A 22713-nucleotide genomic window follows, 5' to 3' on the forward strand; every position below is an offset into this window, starting at 1 on the left:
GCGATTGATTTGCGTCAAAAACATTTATCACGGAAGGGCTATTTTCTTAGCCTGACTGTGGGGCCAGGAGAAAATCCACAGGACAGAATGAATGTTTGTGGCACCCATGCTGTTCGGGTATACTGCTTTCCCGTCCTGGTTATTCCATCGTCTTTAAACCTAACTTCTCAGGTTCAGCATGACAACGAACTATATTTTTGTGACCGGCGGGGTCGTATCCTCTCTGGGTAAAGGCATTGCCGCAGCCTCCCTCGCAGCTATTCTTGAAGCCCGTGGCCTCAACGTATCCATCATGAAACTCGATCCGTACATCAACGTCGATCCGGGTACCATGAGCCCTATTCAACATGGGGAAGTGTTCGTTACCGAAGACGGCGCTGAAACCGACCTGGATTTGGGTCACTACGAGCGCTTTATCCGTAACAAGATGAGCCGCCGTAACAACTTCACCACCGGCCGTATCTATTCTGACGTTCTGCGTAAAGAACGCCGTGGTGACTATCTTGGCGCGACCGTGCAGGTTATCCCGCACATCACCAATGCCATTAAAGAACGTATTCTGGAAGGCGGCGAAGGCCACGACGTGGTGCTGGTTGAAATCGGCGGTACCGTCGGTGACATCGAATCCCTGCCGTTCCTGGAAGCGATTCGCCAGATGGCGGTAGAAGTGGGCCGTGAGCACACCCTCTACATGCATCTGACGCTGGTGCCTTACATGGCCGCAGCCGGTGAAGTGAAAACTAAGCCGACTCAGCACTCCGTAAAAGAACTGCTTTCCATTGGTATCCAGCCAGACGTGCTGATTTGCCGTTCTGACCGCGTTGTACCGGCCAACGAACGTGCGAAGATTGCATTGTTCTGTAACGTTCCAGAGAAAGCGGTAATCTCTCTGAAAGACGTCGATTCTATCTATAAAATTCCAGGCCTGTTGAAATCACAGGGGCTGGACGATTATATTTGTAAACGATTCAGCTTGAACGCGCCGGAAGCCAATCTGGCAGAATGGGAACAGGTTATCTACGAAGAAGCCAACCCAACGGGCGAAATCACCATCGGTATGGTCGGTAAGTACATAGAACTGCCGGATGCCTATAAATCGGTGATTGAAGCGCTGAAACACGGCGGGCTGAAAAACCGTCTGACCGTGAACATCAAGCTGATTGATTCACAGGATGTTGAAACTCGTGGCGTTGAGCTGCTGAAAGGTCTGGATGCTATCCTGATCCCTGGCGGCTTCGGCTATCGCGGCGTTGAAGGCAAAATTGCTACCGCGAGCTATGCCCGTGAAAACAACATCCCGTACCTCGGTATTTGCCTGGGTATGCAGGTTGCCCTTATCGAGTTCGCCCGTAACGTGGCGGGCATGGATAACGCCAACTCCACTGAATTTGTGCCAGACTGTAAGTACCCTGTGGTGGCATTGATCACCGAGTGGCGCGATGAAGAAGGCAACGTTGAAGTGCGCACCGAGAAGAGCGATCTGGGCGGCACCATGCGCCTCGGCGGGCAGCAATGTCAGCTGACCGACGGTAGCCTGGTTCGTCAGATGTACGGTGAGCCGACTATCGTTGAACGCCATCGCCATCGCTATGAAGTCAACAACATGTTGTTGAAACCGATTGAAGCAGCTGGTTTACGTGTTGCAGGTCGTTCCGGTGATGACCAACTGGTGGAAATCATTGAGGTGCCAAACCATCCATGGTTTGTTGCCTGCCAGTTCCACCCGGAATTCACTTCGACTCCGCGTGACGGGCACCCACTGTTTGCAGGCTTCGTGAAAGCCGCCGGTGAGTACCAGAAACGCCAGGCGAAGTAAGTAGAGTTAGAACGGCAACGCGCGACATTCTCGCGCGTTGTTTGTCTGGAGTTTTAGTTTAACGTTGTGACTTGAGGAAAACCTACTATGTCCAAAATTGTGAAAGTGATCGGTCGTGAAATCATCGACTCCCGCGGTAACCCGACTGTTGAAGCCGAAGTTCACCTGGAAGGCGGTTTCGTTGGTCTGGCAGCTGCACCATCAGGTGCTTCTACCGGTTCCCGTGAAGCTCTGGAACTGCGCGATGGCGACAAATCTCGTTTCATGGGTAAAGGCGTACTGAAAGCTGTTGCTGCTGTTAACGGCCCGATCGCTGAAGCTGTGCTTGGCAAAGATGCTAAAGACCAGGCTAACATCGATAAGATCATGATCGATCTGGATGGCACCGAGAACAAATCCAAGTTTGGCGCTAACGCCATCCTGGCTGTTTCTCTGGCTGCTGCTAAAGCTGCTGCTGCCTCTAAAGGCCTGCCGCTTTACGCTCACATCGCTGAACTGAACGGCACCCCAGGCAAATACTCTATGCCTCTGCCTATGATGAACATCATCAACGGCGGCGAGCACGCTGACAACAACGTTGATATTCAAGAGTTCATGATTCAGCCTGTTGGCGCAAAAACTCTGAAAGAAGCGGTACGTATCGGTTCTGAAGTGTTCCATAACCTGGCTAAAGTGCTGAAGTCCAAAGGTATGAACACCGCTGTTGGTGACGAAGGTGGCTACGCGCCTAACCTGGGTTCCAACGCAGAAGCGCTGGCTGTAATCGCTGAAGCGGTTAAAGCAGCAGGTTACGAGCTGGGTAAAGACGTTACTCTGGCAATGGACTGTGCAGCGTCTGAATTCTACAAAGACGGTAAATACGTTCTGGCTGGCGAAGGCAACAAAGCGTTCACCTCCGAAGAGTTCACTCACTTCCTGGAAAACCTGACCAAAGATTACCCAATCGTTTCTATCGAAGACGGTCTGGACGAATCTGACTGGGCTGGTTTCGCATACCAGACCAAAGTTCTGGGCGACAAAATCCAGCTGGTTGGTGACGATCTGTTCGTAACCAACACCAAGATCCTGAAAGAAGGTATCGAAAAAGGCATCGTTAACTCCATCCTGATCAAATTCAACCAGATCGGTTCCCTGACCGAAACTCTGGCTGCGATCAAAATGGCGAAAGACGCTGGCTACACTGCGGTTATCTCTCACCGTTCAGGCGAAACCGAAGACGCTACCATCGCTGACCTGGCTGTTGGTACCGCTGCTGGCCAGATCAAAACCGGTTCTATGAGCCGTTCTGACCGTGTTGCTAAGTACAACCAGCTGATTCGTATCGAAGAAGCACTGGCTGCACAGGGCACCCCAGCGCCGTTCAACGGTCTGAAAGAAGTTAAAGGCCAGTAATTTCTTACTGCTGCTTTAGACTTTGAAAAACCCGCTTCGGCGGGTTTTTTTTCGTCTTAAATTTAAAACCTTTCACATCAAATGCTTAATTAACGCTTATCTGTTGCGTCCTTCGGCCTGCTGGGCCAGGCTTGTCGGGTTATTCACATCAGGTCAGGAGACCGCATATGAAAGCAGCAGTAGTAAGTCAGAACCATTCAGTCGATATCGTTGATAAACCCGTGCGTTCGCTGGAGCATGGTGAAGCGCTGTTGGCTATGGAATGCTGTGGCGTTTGCCATACGGATTTGCACGTTAAAAACGGCGACTTTGGCGATGTTACCGGCACCACGCTGGGGCATGAAGGCATTGGCATCGTGAAGGCGATTGGGCCGGGTGTCAGCTCGCTGAAAGTAGGCGATCGGGCAAGCGTGGCCTGGTTCTTCCGCGGATGCGGCCACTGTGAATACTGTAATTCTGGTAATGAAACCCTGTGCCGTAGCGTAACCAATGCGGGCTTTACCGTAGACGGCGGCATGGCGGAAGAATGCATCGTGGTGGCTGACTATGCGGTAAAAGTGCCGGATGGCCTGGCATCTGCCGAAGCCAGCAGCATTACCTGTGCCGGGGTAACAACCTATAAAGCGGTAAAAGTTTCCCATATTAAGCCGGGCCAGTGGATTGCTATCTACGGTTTAGGTGGCCTCGGCAACCTCGCGCTGCAGTACGCCAAAAACGTCTTTAACGCGAAGGTTATTGCGGTTGACGTCAACGACGCTCAGCTCGAATTCGCCAAAGAGAGCGGGGCCGATCTGGTGATCAACTCCCGTAACGAAGACGCGGCAAAAATCATTCAGGAAAAAACCGGTGGTGCCCACGCCGCGGTAGTGACTGCCGTTGCTAAAGCAGCCTTTAACTCTGCCGTTGACGCTGTTCGTGCCGGGTCTCGTATCGTGGCCGTTGGCCTGCCGCCGGAGTCCATGAGCCTGAACATTCCTCGCCTGGTACTGGACGGCATTGAGGTTGTTGGCTCGCTGGTCGGTACGCGTCAGGACCTGACCGAGGCATTCCAGTTTGCAGCGGAAGGAAAGGTAACGCCGAAGGTGACGCTACGTCCTCTGGAGGACATTAATACCATTTTCCATGAAATGGAGAGCGGCAAGATCAAAGGCCGCATGGTGATTGATTTTAAACTGAAAAAATAATGAAGCAGGCCGGGAAGATCCCGGCCTTTTTTTTACAGCGAGCGAATAACTTCACGCAGCAGTCGAACCCGAGGTTCAATGCTGTTCAGCTCCAGGTATTCAGAAGGGGAATGGAAGCCCGCGCCTATAGGGCCAAATCCGTCCAGAGAAGGTATGCCAAGGGCCGCCGTGTGATTGGCGTCTGAGCCACCGCCTACCGCCTGCCAGCGGACTTCTACGTCGACAGCCTCACCGGCTTTTTCCACCAGCTTCATCAGCTTTTCCGTTTCGGCGGAAGGCGACATCGCTGGCGTTTGTGCCTGCTGTTCGACGGTTGTTAGCACATCTGGTTCGAACTGGCGCTGGCTGAACGACTGAACGGCCTCGTTAACCCGCAGATATTCGTCGTTATCATTGAAGCGAAGATCGACAATCATCTCCGCGCGATCCGCCACTATATTCGCCCCGACGCCGCCGGAAATAACGCCGGTGTTCAGCGTGGTACCCTTAGTCGGATCGGCCAAATCGCTTATCGCCAGCACCGCGTGAGCGAGCGCTTTAACCGCCGAACGCCCTTTTTCCGGATCGTTACCCGCATGGGCGGCAACGCCTTTAAAAGCCAGGCGGTAGCGGGCCATGCCTTTTCGCGCTTTAACCAGTGAGCCGTCGGCTCTTGCGGCTTCGCACACCAGCACACAGCGGCTGCGTTTTGCGATGCCGCCGATCCATTCGTGTGAATAGGCCGAGCCAGTTTCTTCGTCCGGGTTCATGGCCACGGCGATAGCGAGCCGCTCAAGATCCGCTTTTTCCATCCCGCGCAGAGCCCAGAGAATTGCCAGAAGGCCGCTTTTCATGTCCGAAACGCCAGGTCCATAGGCGCGATCGCCTTCAATGCTGAAAGGGCGCTCTGAAACGGTTCCCGGCGGGAATACGGTATCCATATGTCCCACCAGTAAAACGTCGTACCACGTGGCATTGGGTTTATTGGTGGCAAACAGACCCGGCCCTACTTTGTTCCCCAGATCAACGCTGTCACAGTGCCAGTTTTCTGACAGATACCATTGCTGAAAGATATGGCTGACTTCTTCCACACCAGCAAGGGTGGCGGTGCCGCAGTCGATATTCACGACTCTTTTTAACTCTTGAAGATACTGTTTCAGGTCCATGAATTACTCCAGAATAAGAACGCGCATGATCAGCATGGCGCAAAATGCGTTGAGTACGGAAAGGGCTATCATCAGCGGAATGCGTTTCGCAGGGATGCCAACGACGCCGAGAATACGCCCGGCATATTGCACCTGCGAGCCCATCAAATAGATGGCCGGCGCGAGAATAGCCAGGTGTTCTCCGCTGAGAATTCCTCTTTCAAACAGGCTGATGGCGACGCCTACGCCGCCGCCCATCGACATCCAGCCGCCGATAAGTACCGCCGCGGCTTCACCGGGCAGCCCGAAGAGTTTCATTACCGGGCCAAACAGCCACGCCATACCCTGCAGCGCGCCCGTCAGCTCAAGCGCATAGATAATAATGAATGCCATCAATACATTGGGCAGCGTGCTGGTAGTGGCTATGGTCCAGCCTTTGCGCGCCCCGGCCACAAAGACATCGGTGATCATCGGTTTTGCTGTATCAGCCATGCTGCACCTCTGTTTTTGCTTTGCGCTCTGTGACGTTCAGGATCAGGCGCATCATGTTTGCCCCCACGATTTTCATAATGAATATCACGGCGACGCACATGCCAATAGAGCTTGGCACGGCCTGGCTGCCGTCAACGGCGATCAGCGTGAAGAGCACCGCCCCGGAAGAGAAAAAGTTGGTGATCATGGCTCCGGCGGAAAACTGGAACATGGTGAACACGGTTTTTTCTTTTTCGGTAATCTGACCTTCATCAGCCAGCACGCGGGTGAGTGACGCGCCAACGTCGGTACTTTGCAGGCTGCCGATTAGCGCAAGGCCAGTGGCACCGGGAACGCCCATCAAGGGCCGGAGGAGAGGCGTCAGCAGCTTTCTTGCGGCCCGCAGTGCGCCGTAGTGTTCCAGCACGTTAATCATGCCCAGCGCAAACATCACGGCAGGAATCAGGCCGAAAGCGAAGAGAAAGCCGTCCATTGCGCCATACCCGCCGTTGCCGCGGAAGGCGCTTTTGGCGACATCCAGCGATTCTCCGGCTGGATTAACGCCGCTGACAACTTTGCCGAAGGCGCCGTTTAGCGTGGTGAAGTCAAACACGCCATACCAGTTTTTCCCGCCCAACAGGCCAGAAAAAAAGACCATCGCAAATAGCAAACTAAACCAGGCGCTGAGCCCCACTCTTTGTTGTCCGGGAACAGAAGAATTATCCATTTATCATTTCCTTATGTGATTTCAGGGGAAAGCCAGATGGATGCTAGGACTTAGCAATACGTGCCGTGATGACGACGATCAACATCGGGAGCGAACAATTAATCACCGTGAGAAAGTTGAGAGCTGACACACAGTAGCCGTGGAAATGGAGGTTTTGCTTCGGGCTGAATCATAGGACGTGCATCTGACATCGCCGCGGCGCAGCCGCTTTCGCATGATCTCCATCGCCAGTTCTGCGATAATTACTTTTTGTGACTATGACCGAGATGATTATGCAGTACCCGATTAACGAGATGTTCCAGACCCTGCAAGGGGAAGGCTATTTTACCGGCGTGCCCGCCATTTTTATTCGCCTGCAGGGTTGCCCGGTAGGCTGCGCCTGGTGCGATACCAAACATACCTGGGATAAGCTTGCGGATCGCGAAGTTTCGCTGTTCAGCATCCTGGCCAAAACCAAAGAAAGCGACAAATGGGGCGCGGGAAGCGCCGAAGATCTGCTGGCGGTGATTGGCCGTCAGGGCTATACCGCGCGGCATGTGGTTATCACCGGCGGCGAGCCTTGTATTCATGACCTTACGCCGCTGACCGATCTGCTGGAGAAAAACGGGTTTAGCTGCCAGATAGAAACCAGCGGCACTCACGAAGTGCGCTGCACGGCGAATACCTGGGTGACGGTTTCCCCTAAGGTGAACATGCGCGGCGGCTACGACATTCTGTCGCAGGCGCTGGAGCGAGCGGATGAAATTAAGCATCCAGTGGGCCGCATGCGCGACGTTGAAGCGCTGGACGAACTGCTTGCCACGCTGACGGACGAGAAGAGTCGGATTATTGCCTTACAGCCGATCAGCCAAAAAGACGACGCGACGCGCCTGTGTATTGAAACCTGTATCGCGCGTAACTGGCGTCTGTCGATGCAAACGCATAAGTATCTGAATATTGCCTGATGCGTTAAGCCGGGCGTCGAAAGGGCACCCGGCTTTGAACGTGAGGTTAAGCGTTGGACCAGCTTTGAATAGCGTCTGTGTTCTCCAGGTCTCCGTGCAGTACCTGATACGATTTCTTCAAAATGGCATCAGTATGCTGCGTTAACTCCCTGAAAATCCCCTTGTTTAGCGCCTCATAGCGCTTAGCGTTGCTTTCAACAGGCATAAACACATCTTTGACCCGCACCATTTTTTCGACGGCTTCTTCATAGCTGGTATACAGCCCTAGCCCAACGGCGGTGTTGATGGCCGCGCCCAGGCTTGCACAGCCGTTGATGGCGTTACGCCTGACCGGCAGATTGAACACGTCGGCAAAGATTTGCATAAACAGATCGCTGTTGGAACCGCCGCCGGTGATTATCACGTGTTTGGCAAAGTGGTCCATCTCATGGCACATATTGTCGTAGTTGTTTTTCAGCGTCAGCGCGATGCTTTCGAGGATTGAACGGTAAATCCATGCGTAGTCCATGCTGGAATCAAACCCAATCATGATCCCACGTTTGAACGGTTCCCACGGATTGGTCAGCCAGTCCAGAACGGTCATCAGGCCGTTACAGCCCGGTGGCACCAGAGCAGCCTTTTTATTCAGTAGCCCTTCCGGCGAGAGATTTTGCGCTTTGGCATCCTGAATCAGCGACTCGCCCAGCATGTCCCGCAGCCAGCTCACCGTCCACATCCCCTTGCGGATACCGTAACCTTCATACAGCAGCGTTTCCGGAATGGATGACATGATTGGCCACCAGGCGACAGGCGCTTTTGGCAGCGCTTTGCCGTTCATCATCAGCGCGATATAGGTGCCGAGGGAAATCACCGCGGTTTCGTCATCCAGCAGCCCGGCCCCCAGCGCTTCGACCGGTTTATCGCTGGTGGTGCAAACCACCGGTAACCCTGCTGGGAATCCCGTTGCCCTGGCGGCTTTCTCCGTAAGATGGCCGATGATCGTGCCCGGCATCTGAACATCAAACAGCATGGTGCGCGGAATGTTGAATTTCTTCAGCACTTCGCCATCGTCGCTCCACGACCACGTTTTGTAATCCACCGGCCACTGGCCAAAATAGTTGGCGATATTGTCTTTGAACTCCCCGGTTAAGCGGTGCGACAAATACCCCGAGAATGATGTCACCCAGGCGACATCAGGGTTAGTGTGCTCGTAAGGCCGGGTGACGCGAGCATCCTGCCAGCTGATCAGCGGCTCAGCAGGGGTGCCATCGGATTTTAATAAGGCACGGCAGCAGCGTATGGAGCCGAGTCCAATCCCGACGATGGCGCTCATGTCGCCCGTAAAATTGCTCATCAAATCCTGCCCGGCGCGGCACAGCGAGTCCCACAGATCGTCGTCAGGGTGCTCGGCGGTATCCGCATCAGGCGTGTGCATCGGCTGGAGCTGCCCCTTGCCTTCGCAGACGATATTGCCCGCCAGATCGTACATCACGACTTTTGTACTCTGGCTGCCACCATCAATCCCAATGATGTATTTCTTCGACATTGCCTTTCTCCTTCAATTTTCCCTCATCACTCGCCTGTTGCGGCCAGCGATGCCAATTTTTCCTGTGTCACGTCGGCTGCGCGAATTTTACAAATCAGCAAAAAGGCAAACACGATAACCATGCACAGCGCGGCTAATCCCATCAGCCACATGTTGCGGTAGGCTTCCCCGGCAGGAAGGGTGTCCTGCCAGTGGCCGACAAGCGGGTAAACAAACACGTCCGGCAGGAAGCCAATGACCGAGCAGATGCCGACGGTGGTACCCATAATATAGGGCGGCGTTCTGGCTTCGCCCGGGCAGGCCCAGTAAAGCCCGCGCGAGGCGTAGCAGGTGAAGCCCAGCAGCAGAATCAGGCCAATGCCCATGGCGACGGACTGAGGATTTGAGTTTGTCGCCAGTAGCGCAACCAATGCCACGGCCCCGACAATAGAAAGCAACTGCACAACGCGAGTCGGCGACTTAATTCGGCTGTAGGTGGTAATGATGCCGCCCAGCGGGCCGCAAAAGGCGCGGAAGATTTTATTTATCACGATGCCCATATAGCTGGCGGCCACCAGCGACATGCCGTACATCTCCGTCAGGTAGTTGGTGGAGTAGCTCAGGATCGCATAGATAGTGTAGACCCCGAAGATAACCATACTGCAGTACCAGGTGGTGCTGATGCGCAATACGGACAGAATATCTTTGAGCTGGAACGCCGGTTTTTTAGCTTCCAGAGCATCCTCCGAGCGGCCGGTAAAGCCATCGCTGACGAAGAACCAACACAGCACGCCGAGCGCAATATAAACGCCGCTGTAGATCAGAATAACGGCCTTAAGGCTGTTGGCATCTTCCGGGGCAAAGCGTGAGAATACCCACATGGTGAAGACCGCCAGCGCCATGACTCCCACGCCTCTCAGGCCTTCCATCCAGCCCATGATCTTCCCCTGTTCGCTGTGATCGCCCAGCAGGGAAGCGGCTTTAATTGAGACCGACCACAGCATCAGAATCGTGGTGATGGCGAAGGCAACCTGAATAACTATCATCACCCAGAGCGGAGGGTAGAAAGCCATGACGATGCCCAGCAGGCCGGTGGCAATCATTGCCAGGGTCATCATTAAGCGGTGAGAAAATTTGTCGGCAATAATTCCGCTGGGCGCATAAAGGATAATTGCGGTTATTCCGAAAGTACTCATAATTAAGCCTATTTCGGTATTGCTAAATCCCATAAATTTTGCCATTGGGATTTGGTAAATATACCTTAAATAAGCAAGGTCAAAGCTTACGCCACCACTGATACTTATTATTGCCAGCGTTAGCCAGCGACGAAAATTTGAATCACGCATGGTGTACTCTCAGTGAGTAGGGTTGTTGAAGGCAAAAAAAAGAGAAAAGCAACCAATCCCTTGTGGGGGTTGATTACTTTTCTCATAGGCTCTAGTAATTGCGGAGATTATTATCATGGGACGCTGTTTTTTAGTGTGAGAAATATCACGCTATTGGTTTTCATGGTGAATAATTTAGCGTTAAAATCTTCGCGTTAATGAGTTGTGATGTTGATCACATAACGCAGTCTGCCGCTGTGATACTTATTTTAGCCAGTTACTAGAGACGATGAGAAAAGTAACTTCCCTTTCGGGGGGAGCTTACTTTTCTCATTTTTTTTGCGTTTAAAAAACTTAAGGAGTTCACCATGTCGCTCAGCGCACTCAACGAATTCTCACTGGACTTCTTCTCGCTGAAAGGGAAGACGGCGATTGTCACCGGCGGCAACAGCGGGCTGGGGCAGGCGTTTGCCATGGCGCTGGCGAAAGCCGGGGCGAATGTGTTTATTCCAACGGTGGTGGAAGAGAAAGGAGAAACGCGTCAACTTATTGAACAGCAAGGCGTAAAAGTGGCCTTTATGACCGTCGACATTACCGAAAAAGGCGCGCCTGCTCAGGTCATTGCCCAGTGCCTTGAAACCTTTGGCTCGGTGGATATTCTGGTCAACAACGCCGGGATTTGTAAGCTCAACAAGGTGCTGGACTTCGGCCGCGCCGACTGGGACCCGATGATCAATATCAACCTGACCGCCGCGTTTGAATTAAGCCACGAAGCGGCAAAAGTGATGATTCCGCAAAAACACGGAAAAATCATTAATATCTGTTCGTTATTTTCTTATCTTGGCGGGCAGTGGTCTCCGGCTTATTCCGCCACAAAACACGCCCTGGCCGGCTTAACGAAAGCGTATTGTGATGAGTTAGGTCAATATAATATTCAGGTGAACGGTATCGCGCCTGGTTATTATGCCACCGATATTACTACTGAAACTCGTAAAAATCCGGAAACCAATAAACGCGTACTTGATCATATTCCAGCCAACCGCTGGGGTGAAACTCAGGATCTTATGGGGGCGATGGTTTATTTATCCAGCCGCGCTTCAGATTATGTGAATGGCCATTTATTAGTGGTTGATGGTGGTTATTTGGTCAGGTAATTCTCGCAGGGTGGTTCCTGCTTTCTATTATTTTTATCCGTATTCCCTTATTTGTCAGGAAGGAGTTGTCATGTCTTTATCTCGCGAAGCAATTGTGGATCAATTAAAAGAAATCGTTGGCCCACAGCAGGTTATTACCGATGAGAAAGTATTGCAGAAAAACAGTATCGACCGGTTCAGAAAATATGCGGATATTCATGGCGTGTACACTCAGCCGCTGCCGGCCGCGGTAGTTAAATTACAGAGCGCTGAGCAAGTCTCCAGCGTGCTGGCGTTTCTGAACAGCAACCGCATCACCTGTATCCCGCGTACCGGCGCCTCTGCAACGGAAGGCGGCCTGGAAACCGTGGTGAAAAACACCGTGGTGCTGGACGGCTCAGGGCTGAACAAAATTATCGATATCGATATTGAAAACATGCAGGCGACCGCCCAATGCGGCGTTCCGCTGGAAGTGCTGGAAGATGCGCTTCGCGCAAAGGGTTACACCACCGGCCACTCTCCGCAATCCAAGCCGCTGGCACAAATGGGCGGCCTGGTCGCTACCCGCAGCATCGGCCAGTTCTCAACCCTGTACGGGGCGATTGAGGACATGGTCGTTGGCCTGGAAGCCGTGTTCCCGGATGGCAGCATTACGCGCATTAAAAACGTGCCGCGCCGCGCCGCTGGCCCGGATATCCGCCATGTGATTATCGGTAATGAAGGGGCGCTCTGCTACATCACCGAAGTGACGGTAAAAATCTTCAAATACATGCCGGAAAACAACCTGTTCTACGGCTACATCCTCGACAACATGAAAACCGGCTTCAACATCCTGCGTGAAGTGATGGCCGAAGGCTATCGTCCGTCGATTGCCCGCCTGTATGACGCCGAAGACGGCACCCAGCACTTCACCCATTTTGCCGAAGGCAAATGCGTGCTTATCTTTATGGCGGAAGGCTCTAAGCGCCTGGCGGAAGCGACAGGTACAGGTATCGAAGAGATCGTCGCTCGTTACCCGGAATGCAAGAAAGTGGACAGCAAGCTGATCGAAACCTGGTTCAACAACCTGAACTGGGGCCCGGAAAAAGTGGCCGCCGAACGCGTGCAGATCATGAAAACCGGCAACATGGGCTTTACCACCGAAGTTTCCGGCAGCTGGAGCTGCATCCATGAGATTTACCACAATGTGATCGAGCGCATTCGTAATGAGTTCCCTCATGCAGGCGACATCACTATGCTGGGCGGCCACTCCTCCCACAGCTACATCAACGGCACCAACATGTACTTCGTTTACGACTACAACGTGGTGGACTGCAAGCCGGAAGAGGAGATCGACAAGTACCACAACCCGCTGAACAAAATCATCGTGGAAGAGACGATTCGCCTCGGCGGCTCGATGGTGCACCACCACGGGATCGGCAAGCACCGCGTGCACTGGTCTAAGCTGGAGCACGGCACCGCATGGCCAATCATGCAGGGCCTGAAAGATCAGTACGATCCAAACGGCATCATGAATACCGGCACGATTTGGCCGATTGAAAAGTAACCGTACAGGTCGGCTCTCAGGAGCCGACTTTTCTACTTACGGATCGACAAAGGAATCAGTATGCACGCCGACCCGGTTCGTATGGATGACCTGCCGCTTAATCGCTTTCATTTACGCATTGCCGGGCTGACCTTCGGCGCCCACCTGACGGACGGCTACGTGCTGGGCGTGATTGGCTTTGCGCTGGTGATCCTTACGCCGCAAATGGGCCTGACGCCGCTACAGGAAGGATTGGTAGGCGGTTCGGCGCTGTTTGGGCTGTTTCTTGGCAGCCTGGTGCTGGGCTGGATCTCCGATCATATTGGCCGGCAGAAAATCTTTAACTTCAGCTTTGTGCTCATCACGCTGGCCTCTTTTTTACAGTTTTTCGTGAGCAACGTGGAACAGCTGATCCTGCTGCGGGTGCTGATCGGCATCGGGCTGGGCGGCGACTATTCTGTGGGCCATACCATGCTGGCCGAATTTGCCCCACGCAAACATCGCGGCGTGTTGCTAGGCGCGTTCAGCGTGGTCTGGACGCTGGGCTACGTGTTGGCAAGCCTGATTGGCCATTTAATGGTGGACAGCGGGGCGGATGCCTGGCGCTGGCTGCTGGCTTCCGCAGCGTTTCCCGCGCTGTTAATCACGTTCTTACGCTGGGGTACTCCGGAGTCACCCCGCTGGCTGATGCGCCAGGGGAGAGTGTCCGAGGCTCACCAGATTGTGCGTCGCTACTTTGGCGAACATGTTGTTATCAGCGATGAAATTGCGGTGCCGACCTCCCGCCATCTTCGGACGTTGTTTTCCGAGCAATACTGGCGGCGCACCGCGTTCAATAGCCTGTTCTTTGTTTGCCTGGTTATTCCGTGGTTTGCGATTTACACCTGGCTGCCGTCTATTACCGGGCTGCTGGGTATGCAGGATGGTCTGACCGCCAGCCTGCTGCTGAATATGGTGCTGGTGGTAGGGGCGATTGCGGGCCTTGTGCTGACCCACCGCTGTTCTCGTCGCGGCTTTTTGATCGGCGGCTTTTTGGTGCTGTTCTTAAGCCTCACCGCGCTGGCGCTGGTGCCGGAACAACACGGCACGATCATCCTGTTGCTGTTCTTCATTTTTACCCTGACGATTTCAGCGGTCAGCAATCTGGTGGGCGTATTGCCCGCCGAGAGTTTCCCGACCGATATTCGCTCGCTGGGCGTCGGTTTTGCGACTTCGATGAGCCGCTTCGGCTCGGCCATCAGCACCGGCCTGCTGCCGGTGGCGCTGGTCTCCTTCGGCGTGCAGAACACCATGCTATTGCTGAGCGCGGTTCTGATGCTGGGCCTGCTGGTTTCCGTTTTCTGGGCGCCGGAAACGCGAAACATGAGTCTCGTGACCGCATCCGGGAATAAAGAGCAGCCTCCGGGAGTTAACCATGAACATTCTGTTAGCCTTTAAGGCCGAGCCAGACCTCGCCATGCTGGCGGAAAAAGACTGGCTGGCCGCGAAACATCAAGGGCTGGACACTTCGATAACTCGTCCTTGCCTGGGGGAAGATGAGCAGGCCGCCGCCGAGATGCTGCTGCGCCAGCCAGAGGGTCTGAACCTCACGGGATTAAGTATTGGTAACGAACGTGCTGACAGCTTTCTGCGCCAGTTTAAGGCGCTGGGGTTCCAGCGGGCGGTGAGGCTGAAGCGGGAAGGTGAAATGACTTTTGCACCTGCCTCGGTTGCCGCTTTACTGGCGGCCTGGCAGCAGCAAAACCCTCAATCTCTGGTGCTGCTGGGGTCGCGCAGCGCCGAGGGCAACAGTGGCCAGACGGGGTTTTATCTGGCTGAACAGCTTGGCTGGCCGTGCTTCAGTCAGGTCTATGATTTTTCGGTGAATCAGACGCTACAGCAGGTTGAGCTGAAACAGCGATGTGCTACCGGAAAACGCCGCCTTACCGTGCGGCTGCCTGCGGTATTGATGATTGAAAGCCGGGGAGAATATTGCCTGAGAACGCCGGGCCTGTGGCAAAAACTGGCGGTAAAGGCCTCGGACGTTGAGGTTTTGCCTGCGGAAACGTTGGGTGCCGAGGTAGCCACGCCTGCGCCGGTCGAACTGGATAACCCTCAGCGACAGCGCGGCGGCTTAATTATTCAGGGAAACGATGCGGGTGAGAAGGCCCGTAGCCTTTACCGCGACTGGCTACGTAAAAGGATGCAGCCATGAAAATTGCCCTGATCCTGCCCGAATCCCGAAAAGCTGCCGTGCTGAACGAGTTCGGGAATTTTATTTCGTGTAGCGAGACTGAAAAAGTCCAGCTTGAAGGCTGGCTGCTGCCGGAGACTGAATACAGCGAGCCGCTGCTGGATGCGTTATGCGCGCACTATGCTCAGTCCCCTGCAAATGTTTTGCTGTTTCCTTCAGGCTGGCAGGGCGCGGAGCTGGCAACCCGGCTGGCGTGCCGCCTGAAGGGGGAAGCCTGGAGTGCCGTCAGTGGGGTAAATATTACCCAAAAAACGGTGCACAAAAATGCCTGCGGCGGCGCGCTGGTGGCTACTCTCCGGCTGCAAAATAAACCCTGGTGCCTGAGCGTTGCGTCCTCGCCGGGCGCAGGGAACTGGCAGCCAGAGATAGAATATTCGCAGATTCCCGTAGCGGAACAGAAGCCTGCCTGGCTGGTTGAATGTACGTCTATTGCTGAGGAAAGTGCGTCCGGGCTGGCTGAAGCCAGGCTTGTGCTGGCCGTGGGGCGAGGAGTAGGCAGCCAGCAGGCGATGGAACAGGTTGAAGCCTGCGCCAGCGCGCTGGGGATGGAAACCGGCGCGAGCCGGGAAGCGGTGATGCACGCCTGGTGCAGCATGGACAAGCTGTTAGGGATGTCCGGCACTCAGGTTGCCGCCGACGTTTGTATTGCCGCAGGTATTTCCGGCGCACCTGCCTTTATCAGCGGCATTGCCCACAGCCGGTTTATCGTCGCTATTAACAGCGACCCACAGGCGGCAATTTTTTGCCATGCCGACGTGGGGATTGTGGACGACCTGCTGCCGGTGTTAGCCGAGCTGCAAAACTGCGTCAGGGAAGATATTTAGCCAGCTGCCAGACGCTGGTATTGGTGGTTGAGATGGCCAGCGCGCCGGCGTTCAGGGCGTTGTTGGCATCCTCCGCGTCACACACCAGGCCGCCCGCTATCACCGGCAGGTCGATTTTCTCCGTCACCCACTTCATCACCTTCGGCATGCAGCCGGGCAGTATTTCAATGCAGTCCGGGTTTGACTGCGCGATCTGCTTATCTATGTTGTGATAAGAGATAGAGTCGACGATAAACAGCCGGTGAATGGCAAAGAACCCCTGCGCCCTGGCCGCTTTCACCATCGGTGCCTTGGTGCTGATCACGCCGTCGGCCTGGGTCACCAGCTTCAGGAAGTTAATCACAATTTCTTTATTCGACGTGCCTTCCAGTAAATCGACGTGCACCAGCGCGTATTTGTTCGCTTTTTTAATCTGCTGCACGATGCCGGTAATCGTGCAGATATTACCGTACAGCACGGAAATAACCTGGCAGTCGGACTCCAGCGCCAGCTGCAGGCTCTGGTTATCTTTTACCGCTGCAATCAGCGGATGTTGCTTGAGTAGGGACATCAGGGACACAGCTTGAACTCCATTAACCAAAGCGTAATTGGATGCCGCAGCCGGCGGGCGGGTAGCGCCAACGGCTGAGGGTTTGTTCGTCGCAAAGCAGGCGGCATGTGCCGCACTCCAGGCAGCCGGTATTATCAATCTGCAGGCTGCCGTCTTCCTTCTGGCGGTATAACCCTGCGGGGCAGGCGCGTACCAGCAGGGCAAGGCTTTCTCTGTCGGGGCTGTCTGCAGGGACAATGTGCGGTTTCTCTGCGGATTGCCAGGCGTTCTTTGCCAGTTTCTCATGCAGGTTCACAGGCTGCGTCCTCCGTGAAAAATGTCTTTAACCAGCCGTGAAATACCGGCCCTGCGGGCGTGCTTCCACAGCAGGCTGCCGAGGCGGGGCGGCGGTGAAGTTTGGGGATCAAAGATATCACGCTGCAGTTCAGCCAGCAGGTGCGGATAGTCCTGAAACAGCCCTGGCGTTTGTAAAAAATCGGGCATTTTGCGGTAGCGCTCCAGCACGCCCCACAGCGTAGTGCGCTCCAGCTGCTGGCGATAAACCTGATTAAGATCGACACTTTCATTTTCCTGCAGCGCTTGAATCAGCGTTTGTGCCGCCGCTTTTGCCGAAAGCGCAGCCAAATCCATGCCGCGCACGGTGAAGCCGGTATTGATACAGAAACGGGCGCTATCGCCCACCAGCAAATAGCCGGGGCCGGCCAGGCGTTCGGGGAGCCCGTTCAGGCCGCATTCAGGAATGAGATGTGCGCCGTATTCCACCAGCCCGGCGCGGCGCAGAAGCGGGCGTAGCGTTGGGTGCTGTTTGAAGTTTTCCAGCAGGTCAGGAAGCGCTGCGGAGGAAGCCCGGAGTGAAGATAGGGGGCAAACGATGCCGACAGAAAGCGTATCGTTATTGGTATAGAGAAAACCACCTGCGGGCTGCTCGCCGCAGACGCCACCGGTGAACAGCCAGGCCGCGCCTTCGTTACCTTCGAGGGCAAAACGGTTTTCCAGATCATCTTTCGGCAGCGCAAGCACTTCCTTAACGCCGACCGCAACGCCGTGCTCGGGCAGCTTGTTCAATAGCTTATGCTGCTCAGCCAGCAGGGTATTGGCACCTTCGGCAATAACCACGGCTCTGGCGCTCAGCACTTCTCCGTCAATCACTACGCCGCTCACCACGCCGTTTTCGACATGCAGGCCATCGACCTGGGTAGACGCAAGGCACTGGGCTCCGGCTTGTTCAGCCTGCTGGAACAGCCACGGATCGAGACGTGCGCGAAGCACGCTGTATGAAGAAGCCGTGGGCTGTTGAAAGCTGAGCGTAGTGGCGCTGTCCGGCGTCAGAGCGGAGAGTTTTTCATGGGTAATACAGCGCTCGAGCGGGGCAGAGCGAGAAAAGTCAGGAAAGAGAGCGTCAAACGCGGCGGTGTAAAGCCTGCCGCCCGACAGGTTTTTGCCTCCGGGCTGGCTTGCCCGCTCAACAAGCAGAACATTTAGCCCGGCGCGCGCGCACTCTGCCGCGCAGCAGGAGCCTGCGATCCCTGCACCTACGACGATAATATCGAAATCTGTAGTGGCCATCCCGTGCACCTTTTAGTTGCGACGGAGTAGCTTACCAAAGCGGGAAGAAAATTAGCTTGATGAGGAGCGCAGACGGGAAAAGTCCGGCGTGATTTCCGGACTTTTTTCGTTCTTATTCGCCGCGGTAAACGCAGCCGGCGGTGCAGGTTTCTTTGATCATCACCGCGCTCAAAAGCGGAACGACGGGCTTCATCTGATCCCAAATCCATTTCGCCAGTACTTCGCTGGTTGGGTTTTCCAGGCCTGGGATATCGTTCAGATAATAGTGATCGAGGCGATCGTAAGTCGGCTTAAACGCCGCCTTCAGCTCGGAAAAGTCCATGATCCAGCCGGTATAGGGATCTACCTCGCCGGTAATTTCCAGGCGCACCATAAAGGAATGGCCATGCAGGCGACCGCATTTGTGGCCTTCCGGCACGTGCGGCAGGCGGTGGGCGGCTTCGAAGGTAAAATCTTTAAACAGGGTGGTGGACATCATTCAACTCTCTGGAATTCAAAAAACCGCCGCATGATAGCGGAATGGACTATTTTTCGCATTAACTAAACGGCCCGCGGCCCGGCTACATGCTGTAAGTAACGGTGAATGAGCGAAAATCTTTTATTCATCAGTTAGTTAGTTAATCACTTTTAACACTATGATTTACCTGAAAAAACGATTAGTCGTTTTAGTTATTTATTATTTCCATCCCTTCTTTAATTGTTGATAACCTGCTGGTTAACCTTGACTCATTACAGTCTGTAAGCCCTTTTTTGCACTTTGCTACTGGAAGCTAAATACGTATGACTTCTCAGGTTCCACCGAGCGCTTTGCTGCCGCTAACGCCGGACCAGCTGGCACGCCTTCAGGCGGCGACCACTGATTTTTCGACCACTCAGTTGGCCTGGCTGTCCGGCTACTTCTGGGGAATGATTAACCAGCAGCCTGGTGCTGTCGCGGCGGCTCCGGCCCCTGCGGCAGAAGTGCCGGTTATCACGCTGATTTCCGCTTCGCAGACCGGCAACGCGCGCCGCGTGAGCGAGCAGCTGCGTGACGACCTGCTGGCGGCGAAGCTGAACGTCAACCTGGTGAACGCGGGCGACTATAAATTCAAGCAAATTGCCCAGGAAAAGCTGCTGATTGTCGTCAGTTCCACGCAAGGGGAAGGGGAGCCGCCGGAAGAAGCCGTGGCCCTGCACAAATTCCTGTTTTCGAAGAAGGCACCAAAGCTTGACGGCACCGCGTTTGCGGTCTTTGGCCTCGGCGACAGCTCCTATGAATTCTTCTGCCAGTCCGGCAAAGACTTCGACAGCAAGCTGGCGGAATTAGGCGGTGAGCGTCTGCTGGAGCGCGTCGATACCGACGTCGAGTACCAGCCTGCGGCCCAGGAATGGCGTGGCAAAATTGTCGAACTACTGAAGTCTCGCGTACCGGCGGAAACCCCGGCTCAGGCGACCGCGACCGCCACTGGCGTGAGCAACGAAATTTTCACCAGCCCTTACAGCAAAGAAGCCCCGTTAACCGCCACGCTCGCGGTTAACCAGAAGATTACCGGCCGCGACTCCGATAAAGATGTGCGCCACGTCGAAATCGATCTTGGTGACTCAGGCCTGCGCTACCGGCCGGGCGACGCGCTTGGCGTCTGGTATCAGAACGATCCGGCGCTGGTGAAAGAGCTGACGGATTTGCTGTGGCTGAAAGGCGATGAAAGCGTCACCGTTGACGGCAAAACGCTGCCGCTGAGCGAAGCCCTGCAGTGGCACTTCGAACTGACTGTGAACACCGGCAATATCGTTGAAAGCTACGCCCAGCTGACCCGCAACACGGCGCTGCTGGAGCTGGTGGGCGATAAAGCAAAATTACAGCATTACGCGCAGACCACGCCGATTGTGGATATGGCTCGCTACGCCCCGGCGGAGCTGACGGCGGAACAGCTGGTTAGCCTGCTGCGCCCGCTCACGCCGCGTCTTTACTCAATCGCCTCTTCGCAGGCGGAAGCTGAAACCGAAGTTCACATTACCGTGGGCGCGGTGCGCTATGACATCGAAGGCCGTGCCCGCAGCGGCGGGGCTTCCGGCTTCCTGGCCGATCGCCTTGAAGAAGACGGCGAAGTTCGCGTGTTCATTGAGCACAACGATAACTTCCGCTTACCGGCAAACCCGGAAACTCCGGTCATTATGATTGGCCCCGGCACCGGTATTGCCCCGTTCCGCGCCTTTATTCAGCAGCGTGATAACGACGGTGCGGGCGGTAAGAACTGGCTGTTCTTTGGCAACCCGCACTTTACCGAAGATTTCCTGTATCAGGTGGAATGGCAGCGCTACGTCAAAGACGGCCTGCTGACGAACATCGATTTAGCCTGGTCCCGCGACCAGCAGCATAAAATATACGTACAAGACAAACTGCGCGAGAAAGGCGCGGAACTGTGGCGCTGGATTCAAGAAGGTGCCCACATTTACGTCTGCGGCGACGCCAATCGTATGGCGAAAGACGTTGAACAGGCGTTACTGGAAGTGGTGGCCGTCCACGGTGGCATGGATACCGAAGCGGCAGATGAATTTTTAAGTGAGCTGCGCGTTGAGCGCCGTTATCAGCGAGATGTCTACTAATGAGCGAAAAACACCCTGGCCCTCTGGTGGTCGAAGGCAAACTGGTCGACGCCGAACGGCTGAAGCGCGATAGCGATTTCCTGCGCGGCACCATTAAAGAAGATTTGCAGGATGGCCTGACCGGCGGTTTCAACGGCGACAACTTCCTGCTGATCCGCTTTCACGGCATGTATCAGCAGGATGACCGCGATATTCGCGCCGAACGCGCGGAGCAGAAGCTGGAGCCGCGCCACGCGATGATGCTCCGCTGCCGTCTGCCGGGAGGGATAATCACCACCCAACAGTGGCAGGCTATTGATAAATTTGCCGAAGATAAGACTATCTACGGCAGCATCCGCCTGACTAACCGCCAGACGTTCCAGTTCCACGGGATCCTGAAGAAGAACGTTAAACCCGCGCATGAAATGCTGCACGAGGTTGGCCTGGACGCGCTGGCGACCGCCAATGATGTGAATCGCAACGTGCTGTGTACGTCTAACCCGGTGGAGTCTGAGCTGCACCAGGAAGCCTATGAATGGGCGAAAAAGCTTTCAGAGCACCTGCTGCCGCGCACCCGCGCCTACGCCGAGATTTGGTGGGATAAAGAAAAAGTTGCCACCACGGATGAAGAGCCGATTTTGGGGCCGACCTATCTGCCGCGTAAGTTTAAAACCACGGTGGTGATCCCGCCGCAGAACGATGTGGATCTGCACGCCAATGACATGAACTTCATTGCGATTGCAGAAAACGGCAAGCTGGTTGGCTTTAACTTGCTGGTCGGCGGTGGCCTGTCCATTGAGCACGGCAATAAAAATACCTATGCCCGCACGGCGAGCGAATTCGGCTACATTCCGTTGGAGCATACTCTGGCCGTAGCGGAAGCGGTGGTGACGACCCAGCGCGACTGGGGGAACCGTACCGACCGTAAAAATGCCAAAACCAAATATACCCTTGAGCGCGTGGGCGTGGAGGTGTTTAAGGCGGAAGTTGAGCGCCGCGCCGGCATCAAGTTTGAGCCGACCCGCGCTTACGAATTCACCGGCCGTGGCGACCGTATCGGCTGGGTGAAGGGCATCGACGACAAATGGCACCTGACGCTGTTTATCGAAAACGGCCGTATCCTGGATTACCCGGATCGCCCGCTGAAAACAGGCCTGCTGGAGATAGCCCGGATCCATAAAGGTGATTTCCGCCTGACGGCAAACCAGAACCTGATCGTCGCCGGCGTGCCGGAAAGCGAAAAGGCTAAAATAGAGAAGCTGGCTACCGGGCACGGGCTGATGAACGCGGTCACGCCGCAGCGCGAGAACTCGATGGCCTGCGTGTCTTTCCCTACCTGCCCGCTGGCGATGGCGGAAGCCGAACGCTTCCTGCCTGAGTTTGTCACCAAAGTTGAGCAGGTGATGGATAAACACAAGGTGCCGGATGAGCACATTGTGATGCGCGTCACCGGCTGCCCGAACGGCTGTGGCCGTGCGATGCTGGCCGAAATCGGCCTCGTGGGGAAAGCGCCGGGGCGCTATAACCTGCACATTGGCGGCAACCGTATCGGGACGCGTATTCCGCGTATGTACCGTGAAAATATCACGGAGCCGGAAATCCTCAGCTCGATTGACGAGCTGGTGGGGCGCTGGGCGAATGAGCGTGAGGCCGATGAAGGCTTTGGCGATTTCACCGTGCGCGCCGGGATTATTCGCCCGGTGCTCGACCCTGCCAGGGACTTGTGGGACTAGTTTTTATCCCCTCACCCTAACCCTCTCCCCAAAGGGGAGAGGGGATTAACAGACAAAGAATACTGAATCTGGCTTTTCCCTCTCCCTATCAGAGAGA

General features: G+C 55.0%; 20 protein-coding genes. 11 read left to right on the forward strand and 9 right to left on the reverse strand.

The features are described from left to right. Positions 1-178: 178 nt before the first annotated feature. The 3 genes from pyrG (at position 179) to adhP (ending at position 4392) form a co-directional block, all read left to right on the forward strand. The gene (gene pyrG / locus ACE38U_RS13155; protein ID WP_375529890.1) at positions 179-1816 is read left to right on the forward strand and encodes a glutamine hydrolyzing CTP synthase; all 1638 of its coding nucleotides are present in this window, start codon (positions 179-181) and stop codon (positions 1814-1816) included. An 87-nt stretch (positions 1817-1903) separates the two neighbouring features. Beyond that, positions 1904-3208 (forward strand): phosphopyruvate hydratase, encoded by a 1305-nt coding sequence (eno, locus tag ACE38U_RS13160; protein ID WP_016538007.1) that lies wholly within the window; start codon positions 1904-1906, stop codon positions 3206-3208. Between the two features lie 167 nt (positions 3209-3375). Then, the gene (gene adhP, locus ACE38U_RS13165) at positions 3376-4392 is read left to right on the forward strand and encodes an alcohol dehydrogenase AdhP (protein ID WP_038479390.1); all 1017 of its coding nucleotides are present in this window, start codon (positions 3376-3378) and stop codon (positions 4390-4392) included. A 32-nt stretch (positions 4393-4424) separates the two neighbouring features. Here adhP and ACE38U_RS13170 read toward each other — a convergent pair whose 3' ends face one another. From ACE38U_RS13170 to ACE38U_RS13180, 3 genes are read right to left on the reverse strand one after another with little or no spacing between them, the layout of a single operon-like run. Beyond that, positions 4425-5537 (reverse strand): M20 family metallopeptidase, encoded by a 1113-nt coding sequence (locus ACE38U_RS13170; protein WP_375529891.1) that lies wholly within the window; start codon positions 5535-5537, stop codon positions 4425-4427. A gap of 3 nt (positions 5538-5540) precedes the next feature. Continuing rightward, entirely contained in the window at positions 5541-6008 is a 468-nt protein-coding gene (locus ACE38U_RS13175; protein ID WP_038479397.1) for a YjiG family protein, read from the reverse strand. Continuing rightward, positions 6001-6714, reverse strand: coding sequence for a nucleoside recognition domain-containing protein (locus tag ACE38U_RS13180; RefSeq protein WP_176981173.1), 714 nt, complete (start codon positions 6712-6714; stop codon positions 6001-6003). Before ACE38U_RS13180 ends, ACE38U_RS13175 begins: the two co-directional genes overlap by 8 nt. A gap of 272 nt (positions 6715-6986) precedes the next feature. On the opposite strand from ACE38U_RS13180, the gene queE reads away from it, so the two are divergent. Further along, complete coding sequence (queE, locus tag ACE38U_RS13185; protein ID WP_038483216.1) at positions 6987-7658, forward strand: 7-carboxy-7-deazaguanine synthase QueE; 672 nt, start codon at positions 6987-6989, stop codon at positions 7656-7658. Positions 7659-7704: 46 nt separating this feature from the next. Here queE and ACE38U_RS13190 read toward each other — a convergent pair whose 3' ends face one another. Continuing rightward, the gene (locus ACE38U_RS13190) at positions 7705-9183 is read right to left on the reverse strand and encodes an FGGY-family carbohydrate kinase (protein ID WP_375529892.1); all 1479 of its coding nucleotides are present in this window, start codon (positions 9181-9183) and stop codon (positions 7705-7707) included. Positions 9184-9209: 26 nt separating this feature from the next. After that, a complete protein-coding gene (locus ACE38U_RS13195; protein WP_375529893.1) occupies positions 9210-10508 on the reverse strand; it encodes an MFS transporter in 1299 nt (432 codons plus the stop codon). 347 nt (positions 10509-10855) lie between these two features. Here ACE38U_RS13195 and ACE38U_RS13200 point away from each other — a divergent pair, with 347 nt between their 5' ends. The 5 genes from ACE38U_RS13200 (at position 10856) to ACE38U_RS13220 (ending at position 16202) form a co-directional block, all read left to right on the forward strand. Then, positions 10856-11641, forward strand: coding sequence for an SDR family oxidoreductase (locus tag ACE38U_RS13200; RefSeq protein WP_008458368.1), 786 nt, complete (start codon positions 10856-10858; stop codon positions 11639-11641). A gap of 70 nt (positions 11642-11711) precedes the next feature. Continuing rightward, entirely contained in the window at positions 11712-13166 is a 1455-nt protein-coding gene (locus tag ACE38U_RS13205) for an FAD-binding oxidoreductase (RefSeq protein WP_375529894.1), read from the forward strand. Between the two features lie 60 nt (positions 13167-13226). Beyond that, positions 13227-14582, forward strand: coding sequence for an MFS transporter (locus tag ACE38U_RS13210; RefSeq protein WP_375529895.1), 1356 nt, complete (start codon positions 13227-13229; stop codon positions 14580-14582). Further along, positions 14560-15339, forward strand: a complete 780-nt coding sequence (locus ACE38U_RS13215; protein ID WP_375529896.1) for an electron transfer flavoprotein subunit beta/FixA family protein — start codon at positions 14560-14562, stop codon at positions 15337-15339. The genes ACE38U_RS13210 and ACE38U_RS13215 overlap by 23 nt, the downstream gene beginning before the upstream one ends. Continuing rightward, a complete protein-coding gene (locus tag ACE38U_RS13220; protein WP_375529897.1) occupies positions 15336-16202 on the forward strand; it encodes an electron transfer flavoprotein subunit alpha/FixB family protein in 867 nt (288 codons plus the stop codon). Before ACE38U_RS13215 ends, ACE38U_RS13220 begins: the two co-directional genes overlap by 4 nt. On the opposite strand, the gene ACE38U_RS13225 is transcribed toward ACE38U_RS13220, so the two are convergent. From ACE38U_RS13225 to queD, 4 genes are all read right to left on the reverse strand, one after another. Continuing rightward, the gene (locus ACE38U_RS13225; protein ID WP_375529898.1) at positions 16186-16761 is read right to left on the reverse strand and encodes a glycerol-3-phosphate responsive antiterminator; all 576 of its coding nucleotides are present in this window, start codon (positions 16759-16761) and stop codon (positions 16186-16188) included. The genes ACE38U_RS13220 and ACE38U_RS13225 overlap by 17 nt on opposite strands. A 13-nt stretch (positions 16762-16774) precedes the next feature. After that, positions 16775-17047 carry a ferredoxin family protein gene (locus ACE38U_RS13230; protein WP_176981179.1) on the reverse strand — a complete coding sequence of 91 codons (273 nt, stop codon included), beginning with the start codon at positions 17045-17047 and terminating at the stop codon, positions 16775-16777. Then, on the reverse strand, positions 17044-18318 hold the full coding sequence (locus ACE38U_RS13235) for an FAD-dependent oxidoreductase (RefSeq protein ID WP_375529899.1): 1275 nt from the start codon (positions 18316-18318) through the stop codon (positions 17044-17046). Before ACE38U_RS13235 ends, ACE38U_RS13230 begins: the two co-directional genes overlap by 4 nt. Positions 18319-18430: 112 nt before the next feature. Continuing rightward, complete coding sequence (gene queD / locus ACE38U_RS13240) at positions 18431-18796, reverse strand: 6-carboxytetrahydropterin synthase QueD (protein ID WP_162473299.1); 366 nt, start codon at positions 18794-18796, stop codon at positions 18431-18433. Positions 18797-19098: 302 nt separating this feature from the next. On the opposite strand from queD, the gene cysJ reads away from it, so the two are divergent. Beyond that, positions 19099-20904 carry an NADPH-dependent assimilatory sulfite reductase flavoprotein subunit gene (gene cysJ / locus ACE38U_RS13245; RefSeq protein WP_375529900.1) on the forward strand — a complete coding sequence of 602 codons (1806 nt, stop codon included), beginning with the start codon at positions 19099-19101 and terminating at the stop codon, positions 20902-20904. After that, entirely contained in the window at positions 20904-22616 is a 1713-nt protein-coding gene (cysI, locus tag ACE38U_RS13250) for an assimilatory sulfite reductase (NADPH) hemoprotein subunit (RefSeq protein ID WP_038479436.1), read from the forward strand. The genes cysJ and cysI overlap by 1 nt, the downstream gene beginning before the upstream one ends. Positions 22617-22713: the final 97 nt, after the last annotated feature.

Source organism: Cedecea selenatireducens (assembly GCF_042138895.1).
GTDB lineage: Bacteria > Pseudomonadota > Gammaproteobacteria > Enterobacterales > Enterobacteriaceae > Cedecea > Cedecea selenatireducens.